Genomic DNA, 19388 nt, shown 5'->3' with positions numbered 1-19388 from the left:
CGACGCGGGAGGACCCATGTCCGAGCAGGATCCACAGGTTCACGGCCGGTGCGACGACCGCTTCGCGGCCGTACGGGCGGCCTTCGAGGAGAACTTCCGCGACCGTGACGAACTGGGCGCGGCGGTGACCGTCGTCGTCCGCGGCGAGACCGTGGTGGACCTGTGGGGCGGCTGGGCGGACCGGGCGCGCACCCGCTCCTGGGAGCGCGACACACTCGTCAACGTGTGGTCGACGACGAAGGGCGCCACCGCCCTGTGCGCCCATATCCTGGCCGACCGGGGCCTGTTGGACCTGGACGCCCCCGTGTCCGCCTACTGGCCGGAGTTCGCCGCGGCCGGCAAGGAGAAGGTTCTCGTACGGCACCTGCTGTCGCACCGTGCCGGGCTGGCGGGGCTGCGCGAGCCGCACTCCTTCGCCGAGTTCTGCGACTGGGAGCTGACGACCGGGCGGCTCGCCGCGACGGAGCCGTGGTGGGAGCCGGGGACGCAGTCGGGGTACCACGCGTTCACGTACGGCTTCCTCGTCGGCGAGGTCGTCCGGCGGGTCTCGGGGCTGCTCCCGAGCGCCTTCCTCGAGCGGGAGGTGACCGGCCCGCTCGGCATCGACTTCAGCATCGGGCTGCCGGAGAAGGACACGGGCAGGGCGGCCGAGCTGGTGCATCCGCCGGCCGCGTCGAGCAGTGAACAGGCGGCGATCTTCGCCCAGTTGACGCCGGCGGCGATCGCCGCGCTGGCCAATCCGATCGTGGGTGCCGCGGAGGCCAACTCCCGCGAGTGGCGGGCCGCCGAGATCCCCGCCGCGAACGGCCACGGCACCGCCCGGGGCGTGGCCGCGCTGTACGACGTCTTCGCGGGCCGGGGTGTCCAAGACGGCCACCGCGTGCTCTCGCCGGAAGCCGCCGAGCGGGTGCGTGAGGGGCAGGGCGGCTGCCGGGACCTGGTGCTGGGCATCGGGCTCGGGGTCGACACGGAGCTCGGCCTCGGCCTGTGGCTCAGCGGGGCGAACAACGCGTACGGCCCGAACCCCCGCGCCTTCGGGCACGACGGCTTCGGCGGGTCGTGCGGCCTCGCCGATCCCGAGGCGGGGGTCGCGCTCGGCTACGTGATGAACCGGATGGGTCCCCATATCGCCAACGACCCGCGGAAGATGGCGCTGGTGGACGCGTTGTACAGCGCGCTGTAACACCTGAGGGCCTGTTCGGGGGGCGTGCGCGCTGTCAGTATCGCGGCATGACCACCCATGACGCACAGCAGGTCGAGCTGGCCGACGCCTCCGGGCGGACGCCGGTCGTCTTCGTTCATGGTCTGTGGCTCCTGCCCAGCAGTTGGGACCGCTGGGCGGACCACTTCGCGAAGGCCGGATACGCGCCGGTCTCCCTGTCCTGGCCGGACGACCCGGAGACGGTCGCCGAGGCCAACGAGCACCCCGAGGTCTTCGCGGGAAAGACGGTCGGTCAGGTCGCCGACCATCTCGCCGCCCTGATCGGCGGGTTGAGCCGCAGGCCGGCGATCGTGGGGCACTCCTTCGGCGGCCTGCTCGCCCAGATCCTCGCCGGGCGCGGCCTGTCGGCGGCTTCCGTGGCGATCGACCCGGCCCCCTTCCGGGGCGTACTGCCGCTGCCGGTCTCGACGCTGCGCTCCTCCGCGCCGGTCCTCGGCAACCCGGCGAACCGCGGCCGCGCGGTGCCGCTGACCTACGACCAGTTCCGTTACGGCTTCGCCAACGCGGTGAGCGAGCAGGAGGCGAGGGAGCTGTACGAGACGTACGCGGTGCCCGCGCCGGGCGCACCCCTGTTCCAGGCGGCCGTCGCCAACTTCAACCCGTGGACCGAGGTCAAGGTCGACACCGAGAACCCGGACCGCGGCCCGCTGCTGATCGTCTCCGGCGAGAAGGACCACACCGTGCCGTGGGCGATCGCCAACGCCTCGTACAAGAAGCAGCGGCGCAACCCCGGAGTGACCGAGATCGTCGAGATCAAGGACCGGGGACACGCCCTCACCATCGATCACGGCTGGCAGGAGGTCGCGGACACGGCTCTGGAGTTCGTACGGCGTTTCGTCTGACACCTGCTCGACTAGTCGGGCCGTCGCGCCACGACCATCCGGACCCGGGGGCTGCCGTCGCGCCGTGTGCCGAACTCGGGCAGGGTGCGCAGCTCCACCCGGAGCCCGGCCCATTCCAGTTCCCGGCACACGTCCGCGAGCCGGAAGGCCCGGTAGTACATGACGAAGGGCGGGCGCCATACGGCGTTGCGCACCCGCATGACCGCGTCGAAGCCCAGGAGCATCCAGTAGGCCCGCGACGACGGGCGCGGCGGGGCGACGATCGGGAAGGCGAAGCACCCGCCCGGCTTGAGCACGGAGCGGACCTGGGCGAACAGGCCGGGCAATTCACGGGGGAGGAAGTGCCCGAAGGCTCCGAAGCTCACGACGAGATCGAAGGCGGAGCCGAACGGCAGGGCGCGGGCGTCACCTCGCACCCAGGACACGCGCGGTCCGGCCGCCGGTGTGCGCCGCCGTGCCACATCGAGCATCCCGGCACTGAAGTCGACACCGGTGACGCTCTCCCGGCACACCCGGGTCAGCACCCGGGCCCCGGCGCCGGTCCCGCAGCACAGGTCGAGCCCGGCCTCGAACGGGCCCATCCGCCGCAGCGCCGAACCGACCGCGTCCAGCACGGAGTCGGGCGTACGGAAGGGGGTGTGGTCGAACTTGGGGGCGAGCAGGTCGTAGCCGCGCTCGACGGACGACAGCGCCTGGACGGCGAGTTCGCGCAGGGAAGGGCCTTCGGGGCTGAACATTCGGGTCAGCTTAGGGGAGCGCGCCGCCCCAGGATCACCAGAACGCGCTCGCACCAGCGGACGTTCTCCGTCTCCAGGGCGATCCCGCCCATGAGGGTGAGATAGGGGCCGATCCGGTCCGCCTCCCGCAGGTGCTCCTCCTCGGTGCGGCCGGAGAGCAGCCGCTCCCGTACCCGCTCGTACCGGGCGAGCTTCCCGCGCGCCCACGACAGGCGCTCCTCCACCAGTTCACGGGTGGTCCCCGGGTCGGCGCCGTCCATGGCCTGGATCTTGATCATGAACTCGTCGCGCAGGGCGGCGGGCCTGCGGGGCGGCTCGGCGGCGAAGGCGCCCAGCTCGCGCCGGCCGGTCTCGGTGAGGGTGAACAGCCGCTTGTTGGGCCGGCGTTCCTGCTGGACGACCCGCGCCTCGATCAGCCCGTCCTGCGCCAGGCGTTCCAGCTCGCGGTAGAGCTGCTGCGGGGTCGCGGGCCAGAAGTTCGCCAGGGAGACGTCGAAGATCTTCGACAGTTCGTACCCCGAGGCCTCGCCCTCCAGGAGGGCCGCCAGGACCGCGTACTTGAGCGACATGTGGACAGGCTAACAGCGGGTGATTAATCTACTCCACATCTACTCAACAAATTGACTATGGAGGCCCGATGCGAGCGTTCCGAGAGGCTGTGGAGGCGGGCGATCTCGACGCCGTCGAGGCGTTGCTGGCCGAGGACGTGGTCTTCACGAGTCCGGTGGTGTTCAAGCCGTACGAGGGCAAGGCGATCACGGCCGCGATCCTCGGCGCGGTGGTGCAGGTCTTCCAGGACTTCCGCTATGTGAGCGAGCTGAGCAGCGCGGACGGGCGGGAGCACGCCCTGGTGTTCGCCACCCGGGTGGACGGCCGCGACCTCGACGGCTGCGACTTCATCCAAGTCGGCGAGGACGGTCTCATCGACCGGCTGATGGTGATGGTGCGGCCGCTGTCGGGGGCGCAGGCCCTCCAGGCGGCCATGGCGGCGCGGTTCGAGCAGATCGCCGAGGAGGCGGAGGCACGGGCGGCCGCCGCCTCCTGAACGAGGCTCGGGCGTCAGGCCACGGTGAGGGTGAGCGCGCCCGTGTAGGTGGTGCCGGGAGTGAGGGCCGTGGCCGTGCCGTCGACCGTCAGCGTCACCGTCTTCCCGCGCGGTGCCTTCACGGCCGCGTCGGCGGCGAGGGTGAGCGAGGTCAGGTACGAGGTGCCGCTGACGGTCCAGGTGGAGCCGCTGTTCAGCCGGACGACGGCGCCGTTGTTGACGGCGGCCTGGACCGTGTTGGTGACGATGCCGAGTTCGTAGAAGGTGGACGCGTCGATCGAGGAGACCCGGTGCTTGGTCCTGGTGGCCGAGATGACGCCCTCGACGGTGGAGTCCTCGAAGGTGAGGACCATGTTCTTGCCCTTGCGCATGCCGTTGTAGAAGTCGCCCTTCAGGGCGATGGAGGTGAAGGTGGCGGCGCCGTCGGTGGTGTGGACGGCGGTGACGTCGAAGCCGGTGTCCTTCGCGGGGTCGCCGGTGGGCTCGGTGTAGACGCCGACGTTCATCATCTTGCCGTCGACGTTGACCGGTCCCGGGTCGTCCAGCTCGATCATCTGGAGGATCACGCCGTCGCGCGGGTTGAGCCGGGCGCCTTGGGAGCCGTCGACCGAAATGGTGGTCTGCTGACCCTTGTTGAGGAAGGTGGCCCGCTCGGAGTTGATGACCGTACCGCCGTAGAGCGTGAGCTGGCCGGCACCGAAGAACATGTAGCCGAAGTGGCCGGAGTTCACGACGGTGTTGCGTACCGGGAGCGCCTTGAGTTCGGCTGCGGAGAGCCCGAGTGACAGCTCGGTGTTGAGGGCGGCGACCGCGTCCCGGGTGCTGTCGCCGTAGTGCACGACCGCGGCCGGGCCCGCGATGATCGTGGCGTAACTGCCCACGTCGAAGCGGGAGCCGAGGACGCGGACGGTGGCGTCGCCGATGGCGTAGGTGCCGTAGCCGTACTCCCCCGTGTTGCCGACATGGCTGTTGATCGCGGTGAGCTTGAGTCCGCTGCCGCCCTCGACCGACAGGGCGCCCCAAGTCTCCGAGAAGACGGTCGAGTTCAGGTAGGTGGCCGTGCTGTTCTTGCCGATGAGGTTGGTGGCGCGGACGTTGCCGTCCAGGCCGAGCATCCAGGGCACCGACTCCATGTACGGGGTCTCGACGGTGGCCTGGTAGTCGGCGGGCAGGACGCCGTTGCGGCAGCGGACGGTGGAGTTCTTGACGACCACGGTGGCGCCGTCGTTGGAGATGACCCCGGTGCGGACCACGCCCTTGGTGCCGATGCGGGCGCCGTCCACGACGAGCTTGGTGGCCGAGCCGTCGCCGGCGACCGCCGCGCCGTAGCCGGCGAAGTCGCAACGGCCGTTCCCTGTCAGGGAGATGGTGGGCTTCTCCAGGGTGTAGGTGCCGTCCTGCACGTACACGCCGTCGAAGCACTCGCCGGTCGAGGTGATCGACACATTGCGGGCGAGGGTGTCGGTGAGCTTGCCGCCGAGTACGGCCGTGAGGACGGACTTGTCGCGCACGACCCCGTCCGCGTCCACGTACAGCGCCTGACGGAAGGGGAAGGTGAGGGTCTCGTACGTCACCGCGTTGGCCTCGGCGACGGTGAGGACGACGTCTCCCCGGTAGGTGCCGGCCTGGATCAGGGTCGCGGTGCCGCCGGTCTCGGTGAGCAGTTGGCCGGTCTCCACTCCGTCCACGGTCAGGGAGAGGCTGTAGCCGTCGGGGGCGACGATCGTGCCGCCCTCGGCGATGGTCAGGCGGCTCACTCGGGTGGTGGTGGAGAGGGTGTACGTCTCGTCGGCGCCGACCGTGATCTGCTTGCCGGTTGTCCTGGTCGTCGTGGCGGTGGCGGAGGCGGAGGCGGCCGGGATCAGGACGGCGCCGACCGTGGCGGTTCCGGCGATCAGGACCGAGCGTCGGGTGAGAAGCGTCATTGCTTGCCTTCCGGAGGATGGGGTGCGCCGTCGCGCAGCGTGACCGGCCTGTCGTCGGAAGGGGGTCACGACGACACGGGCGGGAAGCACCGTCAGGTGCGTTGAGGGGAGTGAATCAGCCTGCTCCAGCAGGCAATAGGGGCCGTGCGGAGACATTCCGGAACCCGATGCCTCGGATCGCACGGCCCACTTCATGGCGGTCACACAGGGTGGTGACAGGCGGTGGTCAAGCGGTGCTCAGGCGGGCGCGACCATACCCGCGGAGAGATCGATGTCGGCCCCGCACAGACCCGGCATCGCGAGCATCGCCACCAGCGCCCGGGCCACTTCGTCCTCTTCGACCAGCCGGCCGAGCGCGGCGCGGGAGGCGAAGTCGCGTTCCGCCTCCTCGACCGTGCAGCCGGTGAGTTCGGCGGTCAGACGGAAGTTGCGGTCCATGCGCGGGCCTTTCACCGGGCCCGGGGAAAGGGAGTTGACCGCCACGCCCTGCGGGCCGACCTCTCCGGCCAGCGTCCGGGTGAGGCCGAGCAGGGCCATCTTGGAGGCGGTGTAGGGGGTGCGGTTGAGGAGGGGGCGTTTGCCGCTGACGGAGGCGACGTTGACGATGTCTCCGCGCCGGGCCGCCAGCATCGGGGGCAGGAAGGCCCGGCACATGAGGTAGACGCCGCGCACGTTGGCCGCGAACACGTCGTCCCACTCGTCGGGCTCGATGTCCACCAAGGGCCGCACGGGGCCCGCGACTCCCGCGTTGTTGACGAGCAACGACACGTTCTCGTCGGCGAGTTCGGCGGCGAGTGAGCGTACGGACTCCGGGTCGGAGACGTCGCACACCGCCGTACGGGCCTGCTCGCCGACCTGGTCCGCCGCCTCCTTGAGCGCCTGCTCGTTCCGTCCGACCAGCACCACCCGGGCCCCGGCGCGGGCGAGGGCCAGTGCGAACGCCCGCCCCAACGGCCCTCCCCCACCGGTGATCAGTGCCGTACGGCCGTCGAGGCTCACGCGGTGTTCCAGGGCAGTTCGTCACCGGCCGCCTTCGCGGCCCGTACGTCCCCGGAGCGCGCGTGGCCCTCGAACAGCTCGACGCGGGAGGCCCGTCCGCAGAGCCGGCCGAGCAGGACCTGCGAGTCGGTGTCGGTGACCTCCTGGTACGTGACCGTCTTGAGGTACTTCCCGACCCAGAGACCGCCGGTGTAGCGGGCGGCGCCGCGAGTCGGCAGCACGTGGTTGGTGCCGATGACCTTGTCGCCGAAGGAGACGCAGGTGCCCTCGCCGAGGAAGAGGGCGCCGTACTGGGTCATGCGCGCCAGCGCCTCGCGGGGTTCGGCGGTGAGCACCTCGACATGTTCGAAGGCGAACTCGTCGGCCAGTTCATACAGTTCGTCCATCGAGGAGACGACGTGCACCTGACCGTGGTCCCGCCAGGCGGGCCCCGCGAAGTCGCGGGTCGGCATCCCCGGGAGGATCCGCTCGACCTCCGCGATGGTCTGCTCGGCGACCTCGCGGGAGGTGGTGATGAGGACGGCCGGGGAGTCCGGACCGTGCTCGGCCTGGGAGAGCAGGTCGACGGCGCAGACGAACGGGTCGGCGTGCTCGTCGGCGAGGACGAGGATCTCGGTGGGCCCGGCGAACAGGTCGATGCCGATCTCCCCGAACAACTGCCGCTTGGCCTCGGCGACATACGCGTTGCCGGGCCCGGCGATCAGGTTCACCGGATCCATGGTGGCGGTCCCGACGGCCATCGCGGCAACCGCCTGCACACCGCCCAGCAGCCAGATCTCGTCCGCCCCCGCCAGGTGCATGGCGGCGACGGTCGCGGCCGGGATCTCGCCCCGGATGGGCGGCGTACAGGCGACGACCCGCGGCACGCCCGCGACCTTGGCGGTGACGATGGTCATGTGGGCGGAGGCGGTGAGCGGATAGCGGCCGCCGGGAATGTAGGCACCGGCCGCCTGGACCGGGATGTGCTTCTGCCCGAGCCGCACGCCCGGCAGCGTCTCCACCTCGAACTCCCGCAGGGAGTCCAGCTGGTGGCGGGCGAAGGCACGCACCTGCTCCTGGACGAAGCGGATGTCGGTGATGACCCGCTCCGGCACCGAGACGACGATCTTCTCGATCTCCTCCTCGCTCAGCCGGAAGGAGCCGGGGCTCCAGTTGTCGAACTTCTCGGAGTACTCGCGCACGGCCTCGTCACCGCGCTCACGGATGTCGGCGATGACGCCGGACACGGTCGCGCGCACCTGGTCGAGGGAGGCGCTCACCTCGGCCTTGGGGACGGCGTGCTTCAGTATCTCTGCCACGATGGGGACCTTTCTCGAATCAGACGGGCGGCGCTTCGAAGAGCACGTCGGGGTCGTTGAACTGCTCCTTGGCGACCGACTCGCTCATCGGGTCGGCGGTACCCCACTGGTCCTGGGTGATCGGGTCGTCCACGTCATGGCGACCCGGATGCCACACGTCCTCTTCGAGGACGGCGAGTTCGGTGGTGTACTCGACGGTGTTGCCGTGCGGGTCATGGAAGTACGAGAACGTGTTGTCGCCCGCGAGATGCCGTCCCGGCCCCCAGGTGAGCCGGGTCCCGGCCCGCAGCGCCCGCCCGGTGCCGCGCATGTACTCCTCGACCCCGCGCATCTCGAACGAGGCGTGGTGCAGGGAGACATGGGGTCCGCGCGCGATGGCGAAGGAGTGGTGGAGGGGGCTGCACCGCAGGAAGTACATGAGGTCGCCCATGTGGGTCGAGTACAGGGTGTCGGTGAGCCGGAAGCCGAGGTGCTCGACGTAGAAGTCCCGGAGTCCTTCCGGGTCCTGGGAGTTGACCACACAGTGCGAGAGCCGGACGGGGATCGCCTCGCGCTCCTCGATCTTGCGGTGGTCGCGGGTGGCGACGTCCGCCGAGACCTCGACGACCCGCCCGTCCGGGTCGAAGAAACGGAGCCCGTAGCCGCCGCCGGGAGTGTCCAACACCTTGGGTTCGTGCACGAGTTGGACACCCGCCCGGCCCAGTCGCACCGCCAGTTCGTCCACGGCGGCGGGCGACACGGCCCCGAAGGCCACCAGGTCCATCCGCTTGCGCTCGTCCGCACGGATCCGGACGACGTACTGCTCCGGGCTGCCCTCGGCGGCGAAGAAGGCGAGCCCGCTGTCGTTGGCGACCTCGGTCAGGCCCCAGGTGGTGCCGTAGAAGGCGCGCTGTCGCTCGAAGTCCGGTACGGCCAGGTCGACATGGCGCAGATGGGTGATCGGCTGGAAGCTCATGGCCGGCTCCTGACGGTGTTGCGCTGGTGGCCCAGGCCGGTGATCTCGGACTCCACGACGTCACCGGGTTGCAGGAACACACCCCAGTGGGCGCCGTTGCCGGCCGGGGAGCCGGTCAGCAGCAGGTCGCCCGGGCGCAGGGTGGTGGTCGTGGAGACGTACGCGATCAGCCGGGGGATGTCGAAGATCATGTCCTTGGTGGACTCGTCCTGGCGGACGACTCCGTTGTGGCGCAGGGTGATCCGCAGGTCGTTCGGGTCGCCGACGAAGGCCGCCGGGACGAGGAAGGGACCGGTCGGCAGGAAGGTGTCGGCGTTCTTGGCGGTGAACCAGTCGGTGCCGATGGCCTTGAGGTCGGGCCGGTAGAGGCGGTCGCGGGTGGTGAGGTCGTTGCAGATGGTGTACGCGGCCACATGCCGGAGGGCGTCCTCCTCCGCGATGTTCCGGCCCGACTTCCCGATGACCAGGGCGAGTTCGAGCTCCCAGTCGTGCTGCTCGCCGAGCGCCGGGAGCAGGATGTCGTCGTAGGGGCCGCACATCGCGCGCGGGGAGCCGAGGAAGACGTACGGCACACCGCTGCGGATCCGCTCGTCCATCATCAGCTCGGCGTCGGCGCGGGCCTCCTCGGGGGTGGCGCCGTGCACGCTCTCCTTCTCGGCGGCGACCAGATCCACCACGTGCTTGCGGTAGTTGGCGCCGCTCTGGAGGATCTGACCGGGCTCGAAGGGGATCAGGACGCGGAGGTCGGCGAGGTCGTGCCAGATGCCGTCGACAGACACCGACAGCTCGTGGAGCCGGGGCAGCCAGGCGTCCCAGTCCTCGACGACGGCCCGCACGGAGGCGACCCGGTCGGACAGGTCTCGGACACGAGTGCCGGTGACGAGGCCGGGGAAGGCGTCGGCGCCGCGGCTGAAGGTGCCGAGCGCGAACGGTCCTGCAGGGGTGAGTGGATCGGGCACGGGCGGCTCTCCTCGTACGGGTGGGGTCGCCTTCGACGCTAGGCATCACGGGGTGACGGCGGAAATGGCCGTTCGCGATGCCTGCCATCACCGGCCCGCCACGCCCTGGACCGCGCCTCCGTCACCGGCCCGCCCACCCGCTGAACTGCGCCTCCATCGCCGTACGGCATGGATGACGTCCCCCTTGCCGATGCCTCGATCCGTTGACCCCGCACGGACCGCCCCGCAGGCTCGGACCACCCCCTCACCCCTAGGAGAACGACGTGGTCGTCGAGCATGCCGAGCTGACCGTGGAGGCCGGCCGGGAAGCGGAGTTCCAGGAGGTCTTCGGCAAGGCGCGCGAGGTGCTCGCCGAGGCGGACGGCTTCCGGTGGGCCGAGCTGCTGCGCTGCGAGGAGCGCCCGTCGGTCTTCCTGCTGCTGGTCGGTTGGGAGTCGGTCGAGGCGCACATGACCGGTTTCCGGGAGTCCGAGCGGTTCGGGCGCTGGCGGGCCCTGGTCGGGCCGTTCTTCGCCGCACCGCCGGCCGTCGAGCACCACCGCGTCGTCAGCCCGCGCTGACCCCACCTCTTCCTACGTTCGCAAGGATCTCCCATGCCCGTTCAGAAGGTGCTCGTCGTCGGCGGCGGCATCACCGGAAGCGTGCTCGCGCTGGCCCTCGCTCAGCGCGGCACCGACGTCGACCTCGTCGAGATCTCCCCCCAGTGGTTCGGAGTCGGCCACGGCATCACCGTCCAGGGAAACGCGCTGAAGGCGCTGCGCTCGGTGGGCGTGCTGGAGCGGGTGCTGGAGCGGGCGGTGCCGTTCGACGTCATGCGGCTGCGGCACGCGGACGGATCGCTGCTCACGGAGCTGCCCACCCCGCACACCGGCGGCCCCGACCTGCCGTCCACGGCGGGCGCGCTGCGCTGCGACCTCCAGACGGCGCTGTGCGACGCGGTGTACGCCGCGGGCGTCCAGGTCCGCCTCGGACTGACCGTCGAGAAGCTCGACCGGCCGCCGGACCACGTGGACGTCACCTTCACCGACGGCTCCACCGGCCGCTACGACCTGGTGGTCGGCGCCGACGGCATCAACTCGGCGATGCGGGCGCTGATCGGTTTCCCGCACCACCCGCGCCCGGTCGGCATGTCGATCTTCCGGGTGGTCGCCGACCGCCCCGCCGAGATGGACTGCGCCGAGGTGTACTACGGCGGCCCCCGCTTCAAGGCCGGCTACAGCCCGATCTCCCCCGACCAGTGCTACGCCTATCTCCTGGACGAGAACCTCGACGCGTCCCTGATCGGCCCGCGCGCCCCGCTGTCGCTGATGCGCGAGCGCGGCGCCGGGTACGGCGGCACCTGGGGCAAGGTGATCGCCTCGCTGCCGGACGACACGGCGGTGGACTACCGCTGGATCGAGGCGGTGTTGGTCGACGAGCCCTGGCATCGCGGCCGGGCCATGGTGATCGGCGACGCGGCGCATGCCTGTCCGCCGCTGATCGCGCAGGGTGCCGCGATGTGCATGGAGGACGCGGTGCTGCTGGCCGAGCTGGTCACCGGGGACGAGCCGCTGGAGCGGGCCCTCGACCACTTCATGGCACGGCGGCTGCCCAGGGTCGGGATGGTGCTGCGGAACTCGCTCCAGCTCGCCGAGTGGGAGATCCACCCGGGCACGCCCGGCGCCGATCCCGCGCGGATCATGTCGGAGACTCTCCAGTCCCTGACGGCGGCCGCATGAGCACGCCCGTCGTCGACTTCCACGGCCACCTCGCCGTCCCGGCCGCCGACGCGCTGGTCGCGGGCACCCCGGGTCTCGCGGCCGAACTGGCGGCCGAGCAGCGCGCCCACTCCCCCGCTTCGCTGGCCGCCAACCGGGCCCAACTCCAGCGGCTCGCCGGGAGGTTGACGGACGTCTCCACCAGACTCGCCGATCTCGACGCGATGGGCGTCGATCTCCAGGTCGTCGGTCCGATGCCCATGCACCACTACTGGGCGGACGAGGATCTCGCCGTACGACTGTCCCGTACCGTCAACGCGGCGGTGGCCGCGCACTGCGCCGAGGCGTCGGAGCGGCTGTACGGACTCGGGACCGTCCCGCTCCAGCACCCGGACCTGGCCGTAGCCCTGCTGGACGACGCGGTCACCGGGCACGGTCTGTACGGCATCAGCGTCTCCACGACCGTGGACGGACGGGAGCTGGCCGAGCCGGCGCACGACGATGTCTGGCGCAGGGCCGAGGAGTTGGGCGCGGTCGTCTTCGTCCACCCCTGGGGCTGTTCGCTGGGCGAACGGCTGGCGACGCAGTACCTGGGCAACACGGTCGGGCAGCCGGTCGAGACGACTGTCGCGCTCTCCCATCTGATCTTCACCGGTGTCCTCGACCGTTTCCCGCGCCTGAAGCTGGTGGCCGCGCACGGGGGCGGCTATCTGCCGACGTACGTCGGGCGCTCCGACCACGCCTGGCGGGTGCGCGAGGACGCGCGGGGCTGCGCCGAGCCGCCGAGCGCCTATCTGCGGCGCATGTGGTTCGACGCGCTCGTCTACACACCGCGCGCGCTGCGCCAGTTGGTCGAGGAGGTGGGGGCGGACCGGGTCGTGCTCGGTACCGACCACCCCTTCGACATGGGGGTCGACGACCCCGTGGCCCGGCTGGACGCCGCCGGGCTCGCGTCGGCGGACCGTGCCGCGATCGCCGGGGGAAACGCCCTCGACCTGCTCCTGAAAGGACGTACCCGATGACCCTGGGGCCCATTGAGGAAGAACTCGCCAAGGCCCGTGCCGCCTACCGCAATTGGGGCCGTTGGGGCGAGGACGACGTGCTCGGCACGCTCAACTTCATCGACGACGCGATCCGCGCCCACGCGGCCGGCCTGGTGCGGCGCGGGCGGTCCTTCTCACTGGCGCTGGAGTTCAACGAGGACGGCCCGCAGCGCGGCTTCCGAGGCCGGATCAACCCCGTGCACTACATGAAGGACACCGGCTCCGACGCGGCGGCGGGCACGCAGGGCTTCCCGCACGGCTTCGGCGGCGCCGACGACCACATCGTGATGCCGCTCCAAGCCTCCACGCAGTGGGACGGGTTGGGGCACATCTACGACAACAAGCAGGCGTGGAACGGCCGCCCGTGCACCATCGTGAACGGCGACGGCGACTCCGTCACCGGCATCGAGCACATGCGGGACGCCTTCACGGGACGCGGTGTGCTGCTCGACGTGGGCCGCGTCTGCGGCGACGAGCACGGTGAACTCCCGGACGGTTTCCCGATCCTGGAGGAGCACCTGCGCGCCACGATCGAGGCTCAGGGCGCCACGTCCACGGTCCGCCGCGGCGACCTGGTGCTCGTGCGCACCGGGCAGATCGGCCGGGTACGGCGGCTGGGCGGCTGGGGCACCTACGCGGCCGGTGACGCGCCCGGCCTCTCCTTCACCACCCTCGGATGGCTGCACCGCACGGAGATCGCCGCGATCGCCTCCGACACCTGGGGGCTCGAGGTGCGCCCGTACGAGTTCGCCGAGCCGGCGATGTCCCCGCTGCACCAGATCGCGATCCCCAACATGGGCCTGCCGCTGGGCGAGATGTGGGACCTGGAGGCGCTGGCCGAGGACTGCGCGGCGGACGGCGTCCACGAGTTCCTGCTGGTCGCGGCCCCGCTGCCGGTCACCGGTGCGGTGGGCGCGCCGGTCAACCCCATCGCCCTGAAGTGAGGACGCGCGTGTTCACCGGAAAGCTCCACCTCGCCGACGAGCCCGGCTTCGAGGAGGCCTGCTTCGGCCGGGTCTTCAACGCCCGCCGCCCCTCGGACCGCCTGCCCGCCGCCGTCCTGGAGGCGCACACCGAGCAGGACGTCGTGGCGGGTGTACGACTCGCCCTGGAGCGCGGCTGGCAGGTCGCCGTCCGCTCCGGCGGGCACAGCTGGGCGGCCTGGTCGGTGCGCGAGGACGCGCTGCTGATCGACCTCGGGGACTTCCGGGAGATGGTGTACGAACCGGAGACGGGCATCGTCACGGCGACCCCGAGCGTCAAGGGCGGCGACGAACTCAACCCGTATCTCGGCGAGTTCGGGCGGTTCTTCAACGGCGGGCACTGTCCCTCCGTCGGGATCGGCGGCTTCCTGCTCCAAGGCGGGCAGGGCTGGAACGCGCGTGGCTGGGGCTGGGCGGCGGAGAACATCGTGGCGATCGACGTCGTCACCGCCGAGGGCGAGCTGGTGCGGGCGGACGAGTCGCGGAACAGCGACCTGTTCTGGGCGGCACGCGGCGCGGGCCCCGGCTTTTTCGGGGTCGTGACCCGCTTCCACCTGCGCACCCGCCCGCTGCCCAAGCACCTGGGGCACACCGTGCACGCGTATCCACTGGAGTTGTTCGACGAGGTCATGACCTGGCTGCACGGCATGCACCACACGGTCTCGGACCTGGTGGAGATCGTCGCCCTCACCCAGACCCCGCCCGACCGCGACGAGCCGGTGCTGCTGGTCACCGGTGTCTCGATGACCGACACGCCCGAGGAGGCGGCGGAGGCGCTGGCCCCGCTGCACACGAACCCGTACGCGGACCGGGCCCTGTTCCGCCTGGAGGCCCAACCCACCACGCTCGCCGAGCAGATCAAGGGCCAGCGCATCGCGAACCCGGAGGGCCACCGCTACCTCGTCGACAACGCCTGGCTGACCGGTCCGCCCGAAAGAGTCGTCCCGGCGATCCGGAAGGCGTTCACCGAGCACCCGACCCGCCAGACCTTCACCATCTGGTTCTCCATGGCGCCGCTGCGCCAACTGCCCGACATGGCCTTCTCGTTGCAGTCCGAGATCTACTGCGCCACCTACGTCGTCCACGACGAGCCCGACCAGGACGCGGAGCTGCGCGCCTGGTTGGACCGGGCGATGGCGGCCATGCAGCCGGTGACGGCGGGCCAGTACCTGGGTGATTCGGACTTCACCGTACGGCAGTTGAGGTTCATGGGGGACGAGCAGTGGCGGCGCCTCCAGGAGATCCGGACCGCGCGCGACCCCAAGGGCCTGTTCGCGGGCTACCTCAGCGCGGGGGCCGTCACCAACACCAACCACTGGGAGCAGTGAGCGATGCGTTTCGCGACATACGAGCACGAGGGCGTGGAGCGCTCCGGAGTCGTCCAGGACGGGCGCGTCCATCCCCTCTCCGAGTCGGTCCTCACCCTCGTAGAACAAGGGGCTCTGCACACGGCCGGCGAGCAAGCGCTGCGACGGCCGGGCGAATTGACGGTGGATCAGGTACTCCTGCTGCCCCCGCTGAAGCCGCCTTCCCTCCGGGACTTCGTCGGCTTCGAGGCACACATCGAGGGGGTCTCGAAGTCCCTCGACGGGCTGGAGCACGTGCCCGAGGAGTGGTACCGGGCGCCCAACTTCTACTTCACCAACCCGCACGCGGCCTACGGCGCCCACGACGACGTGCCGGTCCCGGCGGGCTGCTCGGTGCTGGACTTCGAGCTGGAGGTGGGCGCGGTCATCGGCCGCAGCGGCCGTGACCTCACCCCGGAGAAGGCCCGTGAGCACATCGTCGGCTACCTGGTCTTCAACGACTGGTCCGCGCGCGATCTCCAGAAGCCGGAGAAGAACCTCGGCCTCGGCTTCTCCAAGGGCAAGGACTTCGCCAACACCCTCGGCCCGTACCTCGTGACCGCGGACGAGGTCGAGGACCGGCGGGACGCGGACGGCTTCCTCGACCTGGAGATGACGGTCACCCTGAACGGGGAGCTGATCGGGCGGGACACCCTCGCCAACATGTCCTGGACCTTCGAGGAGATGGTGGCCTACGCGAGCCGGGACGCCTGGGTGCGCCCCGGGGACGTCCTGGGCTCCGGCACCTGTGGCTGGGGCGCGCTCGCGGAGTTCTGGGGCCGGCTCGGCGAGCGGGTGCCGCCGCCGCTCGGCCCCGGTGACGTGGTGGAGCTGACCGTGGAGGGGCTGGGCACCCTGCGCAACCGGGTGGTGCCGGGCCGTACCGACGTGTATCTGCCGCGAGCCCGCAAGCGCGGGCGCACCCCACGCCCGTGAACGGTCTTGACCTGCGGGTATCCGGGGGTCCGATGGCTGCTATCGGATCCCTGTGAGTTGTGTTCCGGAGTCTTCCTCGCCGCCGCCCGCGCTGGTTACCCTCCGATTCAACCGAGCTTCAAGGACGTGGCGCGGCCGGAAGGGGACATACGTGGGTCTCGGAGCGATCGACCTGAATCTTCTGGTGGCGCTGGAAGCCCTCCTGGAGGAGAAGAACGTCACCCACGCGGGCGTCCGGCTGTCCACCAGCCAGTCCGCGATGAGCGGCTCGCTGGCCCGGTTGCGCCGGCACTTCAACGACGAGCTGCTGGTGCGGGTCGGCCGCGAGTACGAGCTGACGCCCCTGGCGGAGCGGCTGCTGCCGGTCGTCCAGGCCTCCCTGCACAAGGCGGAGGAGGCGCTGTCGCTGACCCGGCACTTCGATCCGGGCCGCAGCAGGCAGCGGTTCTCGGTGGTGATGTCCGACTACGTGATGACGGTGCTCGTGGAGCCGCTGCTGCGCGTCATCGCGGAGGAGGCGCCCGGGGTCCGGATCGACTTCCACCCCATCGTGGACGGGCAGCTGGAGAACGAGACGCATCTGCGCTGCCACGACCTGATGATCGTGCCGCTCGGCTATCAGCTGCCGGGCGTGAGCGAGGCGGTCATGCACGACCGGTTCGTGTGCCTCGTCGACCCGGACAATCCGCGGGTCGTGGACGGGCGGCTCGGACTGCGCGACCTCGCGGAGATGCCCCACGCCGCCTGCGCCATCGGCAAGAGCCACACCCCCGCCGAGCGCCAGCTGGAGACCCTCGGCATCACGCCGAGGGTGCAGGTCAGCACGCCCGGCTTCAGTGTGCTGCCGTTCCTGGTCAGCGGCACCGACCTGGTGGCGATGGTGCCGGAGCGGCTCGCCCGGCGCTACGAGGGTTTCGCGCGCTGTGCGGTCGTACCGACGCCGTTCCCGGACGTGCCGCTGGTGGAGGCCATGTACTGGCACCACAACCGGCACGCCGACCCCGCGCACCGGTGGCTGCGGGAGACCGTGCGGAAGGTCGGCGAGTCGCTGAACCAGGAGATCGCCGTCGCGGATGACAGCCATGAGGAACACGCGTTTCCGGAGCTGTCCGCGGCTTCCTAGCGTGGACGGGAGACATCCCGATTCCGCATTGGAGGAACCGTGAGCCGTACGCGTCTGGCGGGCCGTACCGTCGTCGTCACCGGGGCCGCGCAGGGGCAGGGCGCCGCGGAGGTGGCGGCGGCCGCGCGGGAGGGGGCGGCCGTGATCGCCACCGACGTGCTCGACGAGGCGGGCACGAAGCTGGCGGCGGCGCTGCGGGCCGACGGGTTGGACGTTTCGTATCGGCATCTGGACGTGTCCTCGCCGGAGGACTGGGCGAGTCTCGCGAGCGGGCTCAATGTCGTGCACGGGCTCGTCAACAACGCGGGGATTCCTGTGCGGGCTCGGCTCGGGCAGGTCGAACTCGCGGACTGGAACCGGGCGTTCGCGGTGAACACGACGGGGGCGATGCTGGGGATCCAGGCGCTGGCTCCGCTGATGCCGGCCGGCTCGTCGATCGTGAACGTCGGGTCTGTGGCCGGTTTGACCGCCCATCATGCGGTGGCTTATACGGCCAGCAAGTGGGCGCTCCGGGGGCTGTCGAAGGTGGCTTCGCTGGAGTTGGCGCCTCGGGGGATCCGGACGAATCTCATCCATCCCGGGTACATCGAGACTCCGTTGATGGAGTCCGCGAATCCGGTCTTCGTGGGGGCGCATCTTGCGATGACGCCTCAGGGGCGGGCGGGGACGGTTGATGAAGTGGCGCCGCTGGTCGTCTATCTGCTGTCCGACGAGGCGTCTTATGTGAATGGGGCGGAGATCACGGTGGATGGGGGGTATGCGGCGCATGGTGGGGTGAAGGCGATCACTAATGCGCTTGACGGGTGAGGTCGTCTGCGGGTCGGTGGGGGCTGGTCGCGCCCACGCGGCGGAGCCGCATATTGACACGTCCCGCGCCCCTTAGGTGTGACATCGGGCCCGGCAATGCCATCGTGCAGGTCAGTCCGGTCGCCGCAAGAACCGCGCACGCCGTGAATGCTGCTTGATAGCCGGCCGTCGGTATCCCCGTCGTGTAGAAGATGGTTACTACGGCTACCCCGAGCGCTCCGCCGATCTGGAAAGCCGCCGTCTGGATGCCCGAGGCCACGCCCGAGTCGCACTCCCCCACCCCGGTCAGCGAGGCGATGGAGCCGGCCACCGCGCAGGCGCCTACGCCCGGGCCGAACAGCAGCAGGGCGGGCAGGAGGTCCTCAACGAAGGTGCCGTGCACCGGGACCCCGCTGAGCAGCAGGGCCGCCGCGCCGACCAGCGTCAAGCCGCCCGCCGCGACCCTGCGGGCGCCGAGCCGGGTCACCAGGGCCTGACCGGCGTAGGAACCGACGACCGCGCCCAACGGCATGACCACGTTCGCGAGGCCGAAGCGCAGCGGGGACCAGCCGAGGACCTCCTGGCCGTACTGGGACAGGGTGTACGACATGCCGAAGCAGGTGGCGCCGAGCAAGAAGACAACCAGGTTGGCGCCGCTGACCGTGCGGGAGCGCAGCAGTCGCAGGGGCACCAGCGGGGCGGGCACCCTCGACTCGGTCCGGACGAAGACGAGGGTCATCACCGCGGCGAGGACCAGCAGGCCGGTCGTCCGTGCCGAGAGCCATCCGGCGTGGGGCGCCCCGACCACGGCGTAGACGCAGGCGACCAGCGCGCCGGTGGCGGTGAGGGCGCCCAGCGGGTCGAAGGAACGGGTTCGTGTCTCCATGCGGCTCTCGCGCAGCAGCACCGGGCTCAGGGCCAGCAGGAGCAGCGCCACCGGGACGTTGAGGAAGAAGACCCACCGCCAGCCGAACGCGTCTGTGAGCGGGCCGCCGATCAGCAGCGCCGCGGTGGCACCGAAGCCGCCACTGCCGGACCAGACGGCGAGGGCCTTGTTGCGCTCGGAGCCCTCCTCGAAGGTGTTCAGCAGGATCGACAGCGCGGTCGGTGCCATGACGGCGGCCGACACGCCCTGTACGGCGCGGGCGGCGATCAGGACGCCCGCCGTACCGGCCAGCCCGCACAGCAGCGAGGACAGTCCGAACAGCAGGGTGCCGGTCATGAAGACCCGGCGGCGGCCCAGCAGGTCGGCGATCCGGCCGCCGAGCAGGAGCAGTCCGCCGAAGCTCAGCAGGTAGGCGCTCATCACCCATTGGGCGCCGCTCGCGGAGACGCCAAGACCGTCCGCGATCGACGGCAGGGCGAGGACGACGATCTGCGCGTCGAGGATCACCATGAATCCGGCGACGCAGAGCAGGCAGAGGGCGTACCAGCGGCGGGTGTCGGTTCCGGCCATGTCGGTGGCATTCATGTCGGTGGGGGTCATGGGGAC

At 70.7% G+C, this 19388-nt stretch carries 19 protein-coding genes; 11 read left to right on the top strand and 8 right to left on the bottom strand.

Going from position 1 to position 19388, the window contains the following annotated elements:
• The first annotated feature begins 16 nt into the window (after positions 1-16).
• Both ABZ896_RS16080 and ABZ896_RS16075 read left to right on the top strand, forming a co-directional pair.
• The gene (locus ABZ896_RS16080) at positions 17-1183 is read left to right on the top strand and encodes a serine hydrolase domain-containing protein (RefSeq protein ID WP_360928172.1); all 1167 of its coding nucleotides are present in this window, start codon (positions 17-19) and stop codon (positions 1181-1183) included.
• Between the two features lie 47 nt (positions 1184-1230).
• Positions 1231-2064 (top strand): alpha/beta hydrolase, encoded by an 834-nt coding sequence (locus tag ABZ896_RS16075; protein ID WP_360928169.1) that lies wholly within the window; start codon positions 1231-1233, stop codon positions 2062-2064.
• A gap of 11 nt (positions 2065-2075) precedes the next feature.
• Here ABZ896_RS16075 and ABZ896_RS16070 read toward each other — a convergent pair whose 3' ends face one another.
• Positions 2076-2801, bottom strand: a complete 726-nt coding sequence (locus tag ABZ896_RS16070) for a class I SAM-dependent methyltransferase (protein WP_360928166.1) — start codon at positions 2799-2801, stop codon at positions 2076-2078.
• Between the two features lie 5 nt (positions 2802-2806).
• A complete protein-coding gene (locus ABZ896_RS16065) occupies positions 2807-3370 on the bottom strand; it encodes a PadR family transcriptional regulator (protein WP_360928164.1) in 564 nt (187 codons plus the stop codon).
• A gap of 68 nt (positions 3371-3438) precedes the next feature.
• Here ABZ896_RS16065 and ABZ896_RS16060 point away from each other — a divergent pair, with 68 nt between their 5' ends.
• Entirely contained in the window at positions 3439-3846 is a 408-nt protein-coding gene (locus ABZ896_RS16060) for a nuclear transport factor 2 family protein (RefSeq protein WP_360928161.1), read from the top strand.
• Positions 3847-3860: 14 nt separating this feature from the next.
• Here ABZ896_RS16060 and ABZ896_RS16055 read toward each other — a convergent pair whose 3' ends face one another.
• From ABZ896_RS16055 to ABZ896_RS16035, 5 genes are all read right to left on the bottom strand, one after another.
• Complete coding sequence (locus tag ABZ896_RS16055; protein ID WP_360928158.1) at positions 3861-5771, bottom strand: hypothetical protein; 1911 nt, start codon at positions 5769-5771, stop codon at positions 3861-3863.
• A gap of 237 nt (positions 5772-6008) precedes the next feature.
• On the bottom strand, positions 6009-6770 hold the full coding sequence (locus ABZ896_RS16050; RefSeq protein WP_360928156.1) for an SDR family NAD(P)-dependent oxidoreductase: 762 nt from the start codon (positions 6768-6770) through the stop codon (positions 6009-6011).
• The gene (hisD, locus tag ABZ896_RS16045) at positions 6767-8068 is read right to left on the bottom strand and encodes a histidinol dehydrogenase (RefSeq protein WP_360928154.1); all 1302 of its coding nucleotides are present in this window, start codon (positions 8066-8068) and stop codon (positions 6767-6769) included. Before hisD ends, ABZ896_RS16050 begins: the two co-directional genes overlap by 4 nt.
• 19 nt (positions 8069-8087) lie before the next feature.
• Complete coding sequence (locus ABZ896_RS16040; RefSeq protein WP_360928151.1) at positions 8088-9023, bottom strand: VOC family protein; 936 nt, start codon at positions 9021-9023, stop codon at positions 8088-8090.
• Positions 9020-9982, bottom strand: coding sequence for a fumarylacetoacetate hydrolase family protein (locus ABZ896_RS16035; RefSeq protein WP_360928148.1), 963 nt, complete (start codon positions 9980-9982; stop codon positions 9020-9022). Before ABZ896_RS16035 ends, ABZ896_RS16040 begins: the two co-directional genes overlap by 4 nt.
• 263 nt (positions 9983-10245) lie before the next feature.
• Here ABZ896_RS16035 and ABZ896_RS16030 point away from each other — a divergent pair, with 263 nt between their 5' ends.
• The 8 genes from ABZ896_RS16030 (at position 10246) to ABZ896_RS15995 (ending at position 17917) form a co-directional block, all read left to right on the top strand.
• A complete protein-coding gene (locus ABZ896_RS16030; RefSeq protein ID WP_360928145.1) occupies positions 10246-10542 on the top strand; it encodes an antibiotic biosynthesis monooxygenase family protein in 297 nt (98 codons plus the stop codon).
• Between the two features lie 33 nt (positions 10543-10575).
• Positions 10576-11700 (top strand): FAD-dependent monooxygenase, encoded by a 1125-nt coding sequence (locus tag ABZ896_RS16025; RefSeq protein ID WP_360928142.1) that lies wholly within the window; start codon positions 10576-10578, stop codon positions 11698-11700.
• On the top strand, positions 11697-12701 hold the full coding sequence (locus ABZ896_RS16020) for an amidohydrolase family protein (RefSeq protein ID WP_360928140.1): 1005 nt from the start codon (positions 11697-11699) through the stop codon (positions 12699-12701). Before ABZ896_RS16025 ends, ABZ896_RS16020 begins: the two co-directional genes overlap by 4 nt.
• Positions 12698-13666: a cyclase family protein gene (locus ABZ896_RS16015; protein ID WP_360928137.1), complete on the top strand. Its 969-nt coding sequence runs from the start codon at positions 12698-12700 to the stop codon at positions 13664-13666. The genes ABZ896_RS16020 and ABZ896_RS16015 overlap by 4 nt, the downstream gene beginning before the upstream one ends.
• An 8-nt stretch (positions 13667-13674) precedes the next feature.
• Positions 13675-15033, top strand: coding sequence for an FAD-binding oxidoreductase (locus ABZ896_RS16010; protein ID WP_360928134.1), 1359 nt, complete (start codon positions 13675-13677; stop codon positions 15031-15033).
• Positions 15034-15036: 3 nt separating this feature from the next.
• Positions 15037-15987 (top strand): fumarylacetoacetate hydrolase family protein, encoded by a 951-nt coding sequence (locus ABZ896_RS16005; RefSeq protein WP_360928132.1) that lies wholly within the window; start codon positions 15037-15039, stop codon positions 15985-15987.
• Positions 15988-16138: 151 nt separating this feature from the next.
• The gene (locus ABZ896_RS16000) at positions 16139-17110 is read left to right on the top strand and encodes a LysR family transcriptional regulator (RefSeq protein ID WP_360928129.1); all 972 of its coding nucleotides are present in this window, start codon (positions 16139-16141) and stop codon (positions 17108-17110) included.
• Positions 17111-17149: 39 nt separating this feature from the next.
• On the top strand, positions 17150-17917 hold the full coding sequence (locus ABZ896_RS15995) for an SDR family oxidoreductase (protein ID WP_360928126.1): 768 nt from the start codon (positions 17150-17152) through the stop codon (positions 17915-17917).
• Here the strand turns inward: ABZ896_RS15995 and ABZ896_RS15990 are convergent.
• A complete protein-coding gene (locus ABZ896_RS15990; protein ID WP_360928123.1) occupies positions 17898-19382 on the bottom strand; it encodes an MFS transporter in 1485 nt (494 codons plus the stop codon). The genes ABZ896_RS15995 and ABZ896_RS15990 overlap by 20 nt on opposite strands.
• Positions 19383-19388: the final 6 nt, after the last annotated feature.

Origin of the sequence: Streptomyces sp. NPDC047072 (assembly GCF_040643855.1) — a bacterium.
GTDB lineage: Bacteria > Actinomycetota > Actinomycetes > Streptomycetales > Streptomycetaceae > Streptomyces.
This window is presented reverse-complemented; position numbering and strand designations above follow the sequence as displayed.